We start from the raw sequence: 12,468 nt of genomic DNA, 5'->3' as shown, positions 1-12,468 counted from the left end.
CCAGCTCAGCCCGCTCACACTGCGGGCTTTTTGTTCCCCGTTCCTGCCACTCTGTTTTCCTGTACTTCCAAGCAATCACCGGGCCCGTGTTTCCCCGCTTGCCCAGCACCCGACAGGGAGCCCGTCATGATCGTGCGCGAGCGTCCATCGGCGCTGCGGCTATTCCTGGTGGTGCGTGGCTCCGTCCTGCCGCGCATCCGCACCACGCTCATCGTCAATACCCTGATCGCCACCCTCGTCACCTGGTGCCACGGCACCTTGTTCGACCACAAGGTCATCCTCACCACCATCCCGTTTACCCTGATCGGCTTGCCTCTGGCCATCTTTCTGGGCTTTCGCAACACGGCCGCCTACGACCGCTACTGGGAAGCGCGCAAGCTGTGGGGCGAACTGGTCTTGCGCAGCCGCAATTTCTCGCGCCAGTGCCAGACCATGATACGCAGCGACACGCCGACCCACGCCAGCCTGGGCCTGGACGATGTGCGCGTGCGCATGATTTACCGCACCATCGCCTTTTGCCATGCGCTGCGCCACCAGCTGCGTGACACGCGCGGCCCGGCCGACTTGCAGCCACTGCTGCGCCCGGCCGAATGGGAAGCGGCATGCCAGGCGGCCAACCCGTCCGACTACCTGATGCTGCAGATGGGCCACGACCTGGCCGACAGCGTCAGGCAAGGGCGCATCGACAGCATCCTCGCCACGCAGATCGATAACACGATCTCGGCCATGGTGGGCGCGGGCGCCTCGTGCGAACGCATCCGCAGCACGCCGATTCCGTTCTCGTATTCGCTGCTCTTGCACCGCACGGCCTATCTGTACTGTTTCCTGCTGCCGTTCGGCCTGGTCGATTCGCTCGGCTTCATGACGCCCTTCGTCGTCGCCATCGTCGCCTACACCTTCTTTGGCCTCGATGCGCTGGGCGACGAGATCGAGGAACCGTTCGGCGAAGATGCCAACGATCTGCCCCTGTCGGCCATGTGCCGCGCCATCGAAATCGGCTTGCGCGCATCAGTGCAGGACGAGAACGTGCCGCCCCCCATGCAAGCCGTCGACTTTCTGCTGAATTGATGCGCACGGCAGCTTTCCCCCTTGACCTTACCACCGGGGGAAGGCTTACAGTGGACACACTTAATCATTCAAGGAGTGCTTGCCATGTATCAGTTACAAGTTGAAAACATGAGCTGCGGCCATTGCGTCGGCTCGGTCACGAAAGCGGTGCAAGGCATCGATCCGCAAGCCCAGGTGCAGGTCGACCTGGCCAGCAAACGCGTCACGGTGGAATCGCCCGCCGAACTGGGCGCCATCAGCGCCGCCATCGTGGAAGCGGGCTACCCCGTCACCAGCGCAGAGTAACAGCAGTGGTATCCACAGGACAGCCGGCCTTCGCGCCGGCTGTTTTTGTTTATCCGTCCAGTTCGGGGTAATGGCGGAAGATGCCTTCCTCATTGAACGCAATTCTGCGCTTCGACTGCAGGTAGCGGGCAATGTTCGGCCTCGCCGCCACGGCGTCGTGCAATTCCAGCAAGGCTGGATATTCGGGCGCCAGGCGCGCCATGGCTTGCGGAAACGCATGCCGCAAGCCGGCCAGCATCTGGAACAGCGACAGGTCGCCATACGTGAGTTTGGCACCCACCAGGTACTGGCCACGTCTGCCATTGCTCAACAACACTTGGGTGAAATATGCAAGGAACTTGGGCAAGCGCGTGCGGCGGAAATCTGCGCTGCGCAGCATGGCCGCCTGCTGTTGCTCTTCATAGTATTGATTCATCGAAAGCGGATGATGCGTGTCGTGCACCTCCGTCAGCCAGTCAGCCATCGTCAGTTGCAGCTGGTTCAACCACAGGCGGCCGCTTTCTGCACGCGGTGCCAGGCCAAGGCGCCGGCCCAGGTACAGCAGGATATTCGTCGTCTGGCCGATCAGCATCTCGCCGTCGCGCAGCACGGGCGGCGCGTAGGCAGCCTGTGGCGCCCTGTCGCCATCGAGGCAGGCCAGCATGGCCGGCATGCCTTGCCCCTTGCGTTCAGGCAAACGGGCGATATCGCGGTAGTCGGCGCCCGCCTCTTCCAGCGCCAGCCGGATGAATTCACCGCGTCCCTGTAGCGTGGGCCAATAGTACAGTTCGTATGACATGCGCCCTCCCGTTGCATTGACTCAATGGCAACACGCTTTCGCTTCCGTGTCACCGGCCTGGCCCAGGCTTTGCAGGATGGCGCAATCGGGCTGGTCGTCACCGTGGCACGATTGCGCCAGGGTGGCCAGGGTATCGCGCATTTCCGTCAGTTCGGCGATGCGCTTATCTAGCTCGGCGACGTGGGCCAGGGCGATGCCTTTCACGTCAGCGCTGGCGCGCTGGTCGTTTTGCCACAGCGACAGCAGCTCGCGTATCTGTTCCAGCGAAAAACCCAGCCCCCGCCCGCGCTTGATAAAACGCAAGGCGTGCAAATCATTCGGCGTGTAGATGCGGTAGCCCGCGTCGCTGCGCGCGCTGGTTTTTAATAAAGTAATACTTTCGTAATAGCGTATCATTTTTGCCGATACGCCCGTTTCGCTTGCCGCCTGGCCGATATTCATCCTAGGACTCCTTGGTATGCGCGCTGCGCGCCTTCCAGCGGCGCAGCAACAGGGCATTGCTGATCACGCTGACGGAACTGAAGGCCATCGCCGCGCCCGCCACCATGGGGTTGAGCAAGCCAAAGGCGGCCAGCGGAATGCCGATCATATTGTAGATGAATGCCCAGAACAGATTCTGCCGTATCTTGCTGTAGGTGCGGCGCGAGATATCGATGGCGTCCGCCACCAGTGCCGGATCGCCGCGCATCAGGGTAACGCCGGCCGCATGCATGGCCACATCCGTGCCCGTCGACATGGCGATGCCCACATCGGCCGCAGCCAGCGCGGGCGCATCGTTGATGCCGTCGCCCACCATGGCCACCTTGGCCCCCGCATCTTTCAATGCGGTGATTTTAGCGGTTTTATCGGCCGGCAGCATTTTCGCCTCTACCGTATCGATGCCCAGCAGCTTGCCGACGGCGTCGGCGCTGCCCTGGTTGTCCCCGGTCAACATCACCGTACGGATGCCCAGGCTGTGCAGATGGGCAATGGCCGCCTGCGCATTCGGCTTGACCTGGTCGCTGAAGGCAAACAGGCCCAGCAATTGTGTTCCCGAAGCCAGCCACGAGATCGTGTTGCCCGTTTTCTCCAAAGACGTAGCCTGTTCAGACAAAGGCGTCATGTCCACGTGCAATTCCTGCATCAGGCGCGTGCTGCCCAGCTTCAAGTCCAGGCCGTCGACTTGCGCCGCCAGGCCGCGCCCTGGCAAGGCGCTCAACGCCGTGGCTGGCAAGGGATCGATGTGGCGCGCGGCCGCTGCGTCCAGCACGGCCTTGGCCAGGCTGTGTTCGCTGCCGCGCTGGATGCTGGCCGCCAGTTGCAGCAGCCGTGCCTCCTCGATGCCGTGCGCGTGCAGGTCAGCCAGGGCTGGTTTGCCCACAGTGAGCGTCCCCGTCTTGTCGAAGACCACGGTGGTGACGGCGTGCGCCACTTCCAGCGCTTCCGCATCCTTGATCAGGATGCCGTAATGGGCAGCCACGCCCGTGCCGGCCATGATGGCCGTCGGCGTGGCCAGGCCCAGCGCGCAAGGGCAGGCGATCACCAGCACGGCCACGGCGTTCATGATGGCGTTTTGCAGATCGCCGGTGGCGAACCACCAGCCCAGCAAAGTCAGCAGTGCCAACCCCAAAACCACGGGAACAAAAATGGCGCTGACCTTGTCAACCAGGTGCTGGATCGGCGCCTTGGCCGCCTGCGCATCCTCCACCAGGCGGATGATGCGCGACAAAGTCGTCTCACCGCCGACGGCCTGTGTGCGCACCAGCAACAAGCCGTCCGCGTTGATGGCGCCGCCCGTGACCTTGTCGCCCTCATGCTTGTCGACCGGCAAGCTTTCACCCGTGATCAGGGATTCGTTGACCTGGCTGGCGCCCTCCACCACCACGCCATCGACAGCCACCCGCTCGCCGGGACGTATCACCACCAGGTCGCCCACTTTGACCTGCTCCACAGGCAAGTCAAGCTCCACGCCATCGCGGCGCACGCGGGCCGACTCGGGACGCAACACCTGCAGCGCACGGATGGCCGAGGCCGTCTGGCGCTTGGCCCTGGTTTCCAGCCATTTGCCCAGCAACACCAGGGTGATGACGACGGCCGAGGCTTCGAAATACAGGTGCGGCAGCATCGCGCCAGGGGTGGACAATTGCGTCAGCCACTGGTACACGGACAGGCCGTATGCGGCGCTCGTGCCCAGCGCCACCAGCAAATCCATATTGCCGCTGCCGGCGCGGACCGCCTTCCAGCCCGCCTTGTAGAAGCGCGCGCCAAAGTAGAATTGCACCGGCGTGGCCAGGGCAAATTGCAGCCAGCCTGGCAGCATCAGATGGATGCCGGCCCACTCGAGCAACATGGGCAGCATCAAGGGGAAAGCCAGCACGGCCGCAAACACCACTTTCATGCCATCGCGCTTGGGTGCGGCAGCGGGCGCGCCGGCCTGGCTGGCGTCGGGCACCTTGGCGGCATAGCCGGCCTGGTCGATGGCGGCCACCAGGGTAGCCGCATCGGCCTCGCCCGTCACCTTGATGCGCGCGCTCTCCGTGGCCAGGTTGACGCTGGCGGCGAGCACGCCCGGCACCTTCAGCAAGGCTTTTTCCACCCGGCCCACGCACGAGGCGCACGTCATGCCGGCGATAGTCAGGTCGATCTCGCGCTGCGCCACCGCGTAGCCGGCTTTTTCCACGGCCGCCTGCAAGGTGGCCAGCGGGACAGGCGTGCTTGACGTAACCCTGGCCATCTCGGTAGCCAGGTTGACGCTGGCCTCGGTCACGCCGGGCACGGCGGCCAGGGCTTTTTCCACGCGGCCCACGCATGAGGCGCAGCTCATGCCTTCGATGGCCAGCGCCTGCGCATGTGCGGCAGCGGAAGGGGGAATAAGGGGAGCGAGTGCGGTTTGATTCATGGCAGATCCTGTACGAAGGATTATCTAATCAAGTCAGGATCTGCTATCCCATGATGGGAAGGTCAAGCGCTATTTGTCGCGTGCGCAGGTATTTCTGGAAGCACCTAGCGCACGATACAGTCGACGGCTGCTGCCTTGCTGCCCCCTGCGGCGGCGCCAGAGGCCGACGACGGCGCCGAAAAGGCCGGCGGCGGCGTAAACTGCATGCCGGGATTGACGGGCACGATCAAGGGCGGCTGCATGATGCTGGGTGTAAAGCCGAACTGACCGGCGGCAAAATTTTGTGCCCCGGAAGGATTCGTCACATGAATCATGCCATCAAGCACCTGCACATACAGGCCTGGAGCCAGCCCTTGCCCTGCTGACGGCGCTGCCGAGGGAGCAACATAGTTGGCAACAAACGTCGTGCCGCGAATGCCGATGGTGGCGGCCGGCGTCTTCATCTCGAAGCGCTCCTTGTTGCGCTTGCCCAGCAGGCCCGTGACGGAACGCAAGCCCCCTTTGAGCAAGCTGAAAATGGCGTGATCGCCCTCAGGCTGCTCGGCAGTGTAGCTAAATTGCTCGATCACGAAACTGCTATTCGGTTTCAAGGTGATTTCGCTATTGTCGATCAGCTTGATCAAGGCATAGGTTTCCTTTTCCGTCAGCAAGGTGTCACCCTGCTCGACCTCGGATTTGATGGCCAGGATTTTCACCTTGCCATCGGCCTTCTTGGCCATCAGCGGACCACTCAATTGCATGACTGTACCGGCCACCTGTCCGGCCCAGGCGTGCGCGCACAGGCACATCAGGGCCAGCCACAACAAGGCCTTAATTGCAGTAGGTTTTTTTAGCGGCATCATTGATTTTGTATCCTGTGGGTTTATCTTTGGCATCGGCAACATCCTTGCTGTCTTTCCTCTGGTCATCATTTTTGGCGGACGACGTGTAAGCGAGCGGAGCGTTGGCACGGTCGGCTTGTTTGATGACGCGCAAGGCATCGTCGATGGCCAAGCTCGTGGCGGCGTCGATCACGGGCTTGTCGATGGTCGTGGCGGGCAGGAAAATGGCGTCCGGCATGGCCACCGCGCCGTTCGGTGCCAGCAAGCTGACATTGGCGCGCTGGCGGTTGACGCGCACGCCAGGCGTACCGGTGATGCTGCCCATTTTCGCCAGCACGCTCATGCTGGCCAGTGCCGGCACGGTAACGCTGGCCGTGTCGGCAAAGCGCACGCTGGCGCCCGCACTGGCGGAAAAATTGCCGCCGCCGACAATACTGGCATTGCCGCCCACACTGATGTCGCCGCCAGCCACCAGGCTGATGTCGCGCGCCGCTGCCAGTTGCGCACCCTCGCCCAGCAGCACGTCCGTGCTGGCATTGAACGCAAGGTCCTTGCCCGCGATCTTGCCGTTGACGGTGACGGGGCTATGCGCCGTCACCGTCACGTTGCCGCCATTCGCATTGATATTGCCAGCATTGACGCCACCCGTATTGTCGATGGCGATATCGCCCGCGCCCGTGACCAGCGTTCCCAGGGTCAAGTTACCCGGCGCCGAGGTATTGTTCAGCGCAATGCCGCCGCCTGCACGATTGCTGGCAGTAAAACTGCCCACCTGATTGCCCGCATGGCCCAGCACGATGCCATTTTGCGCCTGCGCTGCCAGGCTGCTGGCGAGCAGCGCACCGTCCTGGCCGATGGCGCCGTTCAAGGCGTTCAGCGTCACCTCCTTCGCTGCCAGGCTGGCGAAGCGCAAGTCGCCCTGTGCTTGCGTGATGGCCAGCTGGCCATCCAGCCGGATGGCGCCTGCCGCCTGGTTGAAGCTATTGGCGACGAGCAAGTTACCGTTGCCGCTCAGCACACCGCCGCCTTGCGCGTAACGGTCCGCCGACAGGCTGCCGTTCAGTAGCAAGCTGCCGCCGCGAATTTCCAGGCCGGTCGGGCCGCCCAGCACGGAACGGTCCAGCACGCTTTCACCGAGAGTCAGGTTGCCTCCCGTCAACAGCAAGCCGGTCGCGGAAGTCAGGTTTTTCAGGAGGGTGTTGCCGGCCGCCGCGCTATAGGTGACGAGGCCGTTGCTGCGCGAAAAGTCCACGGCCAGCACGTTCGCGCCTTCCGGCACCACGCCGCCGTCCCAGTTGGCTGCATCGCTCCACAAGCCGCTGCCGCTGCCGATCCAGATGGACAATTGTTTTTGCGTAATCGTGGCCTGCGCCGTGCCGCCCGTCGTTTCCAAGGTGTAGTTGCCAGCATCGGCGCCCGCCAGGCGGAAGCCGCTCGCAGTCACCAGTTTGCCCGTCGCTGCGTTCTTGTCGGCAAAACTGCCGCTGCCGCCCACCACGCTGACGACATCCTGGCCCAGCACGCCGCGCGCCGACGCGCTGACGGCCGCATTCGTCGTGCCGTCATACACCTTGCCGGCGGCGTTCACCCCTGCCAGGGTCAGGCTGGCGGGCGTGATACTGGCCAGCAAGCCCGTCGGCAAGACGATAAAGTAATTGCCCGCATCGGCGCCCGTCAGCGCTACGCTGCTCAGCTGCACCGCCTTGGCCGCGCCCACGTTCTTGTCCGAAAAGTTGGCCACTGCCGAGGCCGTCAAGCTGTCGCCGGCGACACGGTCATCGCCAAAACTCAGCTGCGCGCCCGTCGTGCCATCGTAGACCTTGTTGCCCGCCACGCCGGACAGGTTCAGCGCGCGCGCCCCGATATCCGCCGTAATGCTGCCCGTATGTCCATTGAGTACATAGTTGCCCGCATCACCACCGCTCACGCCCACGTTCGTCACCGTGACGGTTTTCCCAACCCCCACGTTCTTGTCGCCGAAGGCGGCGCTGCCCGCCACTGCCAAGACGTCGCCCTGGACGCGGTCATCGCCAAAAATCACTTGCGCGCCCGTCGTGCCGTCATACGTCTTGTTGACGCCCGTAAAATTCACGAGCAAAGTGCGCGCCGTGATGTCGGCCGTGGTCGTACCCGAATTTCCATTGAGCACATAGTTGCTGGCATCCTGACCCGTCAGCTGGCCCGTCGCCACCTGATAATCGACCACTTTGCCGCTGCCGACATTCTTGTCGCGGAAGCTGCCCAGCAAGCCGGCCATGCCGACCTGGTCGCCCGCCACCAAGCCTTCGAAGTCGCCGTTCAGGGCCGCCTGCAAGCTGCCGTCATAGACGCGGCTTTGCGCACCCGTGACGCCATAGTTCAAAACGCGCGCCGCGATGTCGGCCGTCGTATTGCCGGCGCTGGCGCCCAGCACATAGTTGCCGGCGTCGCTGCCGCTCACGCCCACGTTCGTCACCGTGACGACCTTGCCCACGCCCACGCTCTTGTCGCCAAAGGCGGTACTGCCGCTGACGCTCAAGACGTCGCCCTGGACGCGGTCATCGCCAAAAATCACTTGCGCGCCCGTCGTGCCGTCATACGTCTTGTTGACGCCCGTAAAATTCACGTTCAGGGTGCGCGCCGTGATGTCGGCCGTGGTCGTACCCGAATTTCCATTGAGCACATAATTGCTGGCATCCTGGCCCGTTAGCTGGCCCGTCGCCACCTGATAATCGACCACTTTGCCTGTGCCAAAATTCTTGTCGCGGAAGCTGCCCAGCAAGCCGGCCATGCCGACCTGGTCGCCCGCCACCAATCCTTCGAAATAACCATTCAGGGCCGCCTGCAAGCTGCCATCGTAGACGCGACTTTGCGCACCCGTGACGCCATAGTTCAAAACGCGCGCCGTGATGGCCGCCGTGCCGTCGGCAGTCGTGGCGGCCAGGCTGTAGTTGCCCAGTTCATTGCCGCCCAGGGCCAAACCGCTGGCGTGCACGGCCTTGCTGTCGCCCACATTCTTGTCGAGGAAGGCGGCGCTGCCGCTGATGCTGATATTGTCGCCCGTCACCACATTGCCCAGCACGAAACTGGCGCCAGCGTAGCCCAGCGTGCCATCATAAATCTTGCCATTGCCGCCCATGCTCACCGTCAGCGCGCGCGGCGTGATGGCGAAGGTGGTCGTGCCACCCATCGTGATGTCGTACTTGGTCGACCACAAACCCGTCGCCTCATAGTTGCCCACATTGCGGGCGTTGCTGCCGTAGCCGAGGCTGCCATTCACGCCGGCATCGCCGTCGAGCAATCCTACATAGCCGATCGAACCGAGGAAGGCGGCCAACTGGCCATCGTAGACCTTGCCCGTGGCATTGCCCGAGAGGTTCACTTGCAACGGCTTCAGAAAAGCCTTCAGCATCGGCGTCGTGTAGCCTTCGTAGATGCGCCACACGCTGCTGAAATCGTAGTCGTTGAAAATGCCCTGCTGCTGCATTTGCGCCGTGCTGCGGCGGCTGGAGCCACCGCCATCGATTTGCACCAGCGATGTTTCAAAATTGAAAAAACCATAGCTGAAAGGGGCGCCGACGGACACGCGGCCGGCCACCGCCCCAACCTCCGTATAGCCGTCGCCAGTCACGGCGCCGCTGCTGAAGACATGGCTGACGCTACCCGTGCTTTCACCGACCAGTCCGCCCATGTTTTCCCTGGCCAGGATAGCGTCGGCAGTGCCGGCACGGCCCACGGCGCCGGTGGCATAGGCATTATCGATGCTGCCGCCGTTCAGGCCGACCAGGCCGCCGATGCTGCGCGCGCCACTGACTTTGCCGGTGGCATAAGACTGGCTCAGCGTACCCTGGTTATGGCCGACCAGGCCGCCGATCATTTCGCGCGCGCCCGTCACCACGCCGGTGGCGTACGAAGTCGTGATGCTGGCGCCGGATGCATTCGATCCCGCCAGGCCGCCAATGGCGCCGCCGCCATCCGCATTCACGCCGGTCACGGTGCCGCTGCTGGCGGACAGCGTGATGGCGCCGCCGTTGCTGCCCACCAGGCCGCCGACATTGCGCTGGCCGCTGACGGCCATGGCGCTGTTCACGCCATCGATCGTGCCGCTGACGACATTGCCCGCCAGCGCGCCCACATTGGTCGTGCCCGTGACGCTGCCGCCGCTCAGGGTCAGCTTGCGCACGGTGCCGCCCTGCACCGTGCCAAACAGGCCTGCCGCCGAACCGGGCGCCAGGCTGCGGTCGATTTTCAGATTGCTGAGCGCAAAGCCGGCGCCATCGAAGACGCCGGAAAAACCGCTGCCGCTGCTGGCAATCGGTACAAAACCCTGACCATCGTTCCAGTTCACAGTGCCGCTGGCGTCGATATTGCCGGCCAGGCGATAGCTGTTGCCAAGGCCGAGGCTGGCGATGCCTTGCAAGCCATAGATATCGGCAAGCAGATACGGCGAAGTGACGCCGTCGCCGCCTGCCACGCGCAGGAAACTGGCGCCGCCGCCGATGGAAAAGCTTCTGGCGCTAAATCCTGGCAGGAGCGCCGCGTTTTGCACCCAGTTGCCGCCGTCCAGCACAAAGCTGCCATCGACCGTCACGGCGCCCGTGGCCGTGACGCTGGAACCGGAGTTAATGTGCAGGTCGCCCGCCGTGTTGAGCGCATCCGAGATATGGATGCCCCCCGTATTGCTGCCATCACCGATGGTCAGTTTCGATGCCGAGATGCCGGCCAGTTCTATCGCACTCAAACCCAGGGCCGTGCCCGGTTTGGTACCCAGGTCGATGCTGCGCGCGCTGCTCAGCGGCTTGATGATCACATTCGCGCCGCCCGCCGTGCCACCGACAGCGATGCCGCCGGCAAGAGTGATATTGTCGGCCTGCAGGGTCACCGTCTGGCCAGCGATGCCGCTGCCAGTGAGCTGATTGGCGCCGCCCGACAGGTTGATGCCGCCCTGCGTTTCATTTGCTCGCAGGGTCAGATTGCCGTTGCCGACATTGACGGCGGCGGCCCCCGCGACGCCGGCACCGGATAGCGAGATGTTGCCGCCGTTGCTGGTAATGGGCGCGTTCAGATTGACGTTAGATCCCGGGCCAACGTTGCTACCGCTGCTGGCATCGTTGGCCGACAGGGTCACATTGCCGCCCTTGGTGGTGATGGCAGCGTACACATTAATGGTTTCTCCCGCCGTCGCCGTCAAGCTGACGCCGGGTGTAACCATATTCACCGAACTGCTGAAATTGATACGATGCAGGGCCTGCAAGGTGACATCGCTGGTGGCACCGGAAATCGTATCGGCGCCTATGCTGGTGCTGCCCATCGTCGGCATGTCGCTGAACTGATCGACATTGGCCAGGTTGCCACTCGGCCCTTGTACCACGTCGATATCATAGGGATCGAGCAGCCAGTTGCCGCGCTTGCCATGCACCGCGCTGGTATTGACGCGGATACCGTCGACGGCCAGGGTATGCCCGGACGTTTCCACGAAACCGCCATCACCGCCCTGCGCGCCGCCGCGCGCGGAGAGGCTGCCGTACACCTGAGCCGATGCATCGCCCCAAACGATGATCTTGCCGCCATTGCCGCTGTCGATGGCATCGGCATTGACGCTGGCGTCCTTGCCAACCAGCACCTGGCGCGCGTTCTGCACGGCCGCGTTCTTGCCCTGGTAGTCGCCGCCCAGCAAGAGCGTGCCGCCACCGGTCGCGCCGCTGGCGTCGATCTTCGCATTGCCCAGCAAACCCACCTGCTGGCCCAGCACTTGAATCTCGCCGCCCTTGCCCGCGCCGCCCGTGGCGCTGGTGACGCTGCCCGCCTCGAGCAGCGCCTTGCCGCTGGCCTTGAGGACGATCTTGCCATGCTCGCCAACGACGGCGCTGTTCGCGTTGAGCACGCCGCGCTGGCTGACCAGTGCGCCGGCCATGCCGATGCTGCCGCCCTGGGCGATGATCTGGCCCAGGTTCAGGGCCTGGTCCGTTGGCGCCGAGACCAGCACGCGCAACTGCGGATTGCCGGGGTCGGCCAACTGCACGCTGCGCCCGGCCGCCAGGATCACTTCACCGTTCGGCGCCGCGATGATGCCCGTGTTTTCCACGTTCGGCGCGATCAAGAGCACTTGCCCACCCTTGCCAGCATGAATGGTGCCCGCATTGGCGACGCCGCCAGCCACGCTGCCTGCCGCAAACTGGCGCTTGCCGGCCAGGAAATCTGCATTCGACATGCCCAGGCTGGAAGCCACCAGCCCGTTCACGTCCACTTTTGCGCCCTGGCCGAAGACGATGCCGTTCGGGTTGATCAGGAAGACCTTGCCGTTTGATTCGAGCGCGCCGAGTATCTTGCTGGGGTCTTGTCCCGTGATGCGGTTGAGCACGGCGCTACTGCCGTTTTGCTGGATGAAGCGCGTGATTTCGCCCGCATGGATGGAAAAACTCTGCCAGTTGATGATGGTGTTGGGCGTGTTCGTGATCGAGAAGATGTTGCCCTGCTGATTGAACGTCGCCTGTCCATGGACCACCTGCGGCAAGGCGGGGTTGGCCTGCGCCGCGCCGAAGCAGCCTGCCAGCAGCAGTGCCAGCGCCGTGCGGCGCAGGGGCGGCGCAAGGGGGGACGAAAAGGCTGGCGTCAGGAGGAAAACGGCGGTGTGCTGGACGTGTTTGTGCATGGTGTTC

7 protein-coding genes are annotated in these 12,468 nt (G+C 63.7%); 2 read left to right on the top strand and 5 right to left on the bottom strand.

From position 1 onward, the window contains the following. Positions 1-126: 126 nt before the first annotated feature. On the top strand, positions 127-1,068 hold the full coding sequence (locus K0F85_RS05565) for a bestrophin family protein (protein WP_219114902.1): 942 nt from the start codon (positions 127-129) through the stop codon (positions 1,066-1,068). A gap of 84 nt (positions 1,069-1,152) precedes the next feature. Continuing rightward, the gene (locus K0F85_RS05560; protein WP_219114901.1) at positions 1,153-1,353 is read left to right on the top strand and encodes a heavy-metal-associated domain-containing protein; all 201 of its coding nucleotides are present in this window, start codon (positions 1,153-1,155) and stop codon (positions 1,351-1,353) included. A gap of 49 nt (positions 1,354-1,402) precedes the next feature. Here the strand turns inward: K0F85_RS05560 and K0F85_RS05555 are convergent, their stop codons facing one another. The 5 genes from K0F85_RS05555 to K0F85_RS05535 all read right to left on the bottom strand — a co-directional run bounded on the left by K0F85_RS05555 (position 1,403) and on the right by K0F85_RS05535 (position 12,461). Next, entirely contained in the window at positions 1,403-2,131 is a 729-nt protein-coding gene (locus tag K0F85_RS05555; protein WP_219114900.1) for a glutathione S-transferase, read from the bottom strand. A gap of 21 nt (positions 2,132-2,152) precedes the next feature. Further along, the gene (cueR, locus tag K0F85_RS05550) at positions 2,153-2,572 is read right to left on the bottom strand and encodes a Cu(I)-responsive transcriptional regulator (RefSeq protein WP_219114899.1); all 420 of its coding nucleotides are present in this window, start codon (positions 2,570-2,572) and stop codon (positions 2,153-2,155) included. A gap of 1 nt (position 2,573) precedes the next feature. Then, complete coding sequence (locus tag K0F85_RS05545; protein ID WP_219114898.1) at positions 2,574-5,009, bottom strand: heavy metal translocating P-type ATPase; 2,436 nt, start codon at positions 5,007-5,009, stop codon at positions 2,574-2,576. Between the two features lie 104 nt (positions 5,010-5,113). After that, complete coding sequence (locus K0F85_RS05540) at positions 5,114-5,851, bottom strand: FecR family protein (RefSeq protein WP_257572544.1); 738 nt, start codon at positions 5,849-5,851, stop codon at positions 5,114-5,116. Next, positions 5,820-12,461, bottom strand: coding sequence for a YDG domain-containing protein (locus K0F85_RS05535; RefSeq protein WP_219114897.1), 6,642 nt, complete (start codon positions 12,459-12,461; stop codon positions 5,820-5,822). Before K0F85_RS05535 ends, K0F85_RS05540 begins: the two co-directional genes overlap by 32 nt. Positions 12,462-12,468: the final 7 nt, after the last annotated feature.

The organism is Janthinobacterium sp. UMAB-56 (assembly GCF_900095265.1).
Lineage (GTDB): Bacteria > Pseudomonadota > Gammaproteobacteria > Burkholderiales > Burkholderiaceae_D > Janthinobacterium.
The sequence above is the reverse complement of the archived record's forward strand: the minus strand, read 5'-3'. Positions and strand labels throughout refer to the sequence as shown.

Coding starts and splice junctions, on each gene's coding strand:
- cueR (WP_219114899.1), bottom strand. CDS start 2,572: ATGAATATCGGCCAGGCGGCAAGCGAAACGGGCGTATCGGCAAAAATG.
- K0F85_RS05565 (WP_219114902.1), top strand. CDS start 127: ATGATCGTGCGCGAGCGTCCATCGGCGCTGCGGCTATTCCTGGTGGTG.
- K0F85_RS05540 (WP_257572544.1), bottom strand. CDS start 5,851: ATGATGCCGCTAAAAAAACCTACTGCAATTAAGGCCTTGTTGTGGCTG.
- K0F85_RS05560 (WP_219114901.1), top strand. CDS start 1,153: ATGTATCAGTTACAAGTTGAAAACATGAGCTGCGGCCATTGCGTCGGC.
- K0F85_RS05555 (WP_219114900.1), bottom strand. CDS start 2,131: ATGTCATACGAACTGTACTATTGGCCCACGCTACAGGGACGCGGTGAA.
- K0F85_RS05535 (WP_219114897.1), bottom strand. CDS start 12,461: ATGCACAAACACGTCCAGCACACCGCCGTTTTCCTCCTGACGCCAGCC.
- K0F85_RS05545 (WP_219114898.1), bottom strand. CDS start 5,009: ATGAATCAAACCGCACTCGCTCCCCTTATTCCCCCTTCCGCTGCCGCA.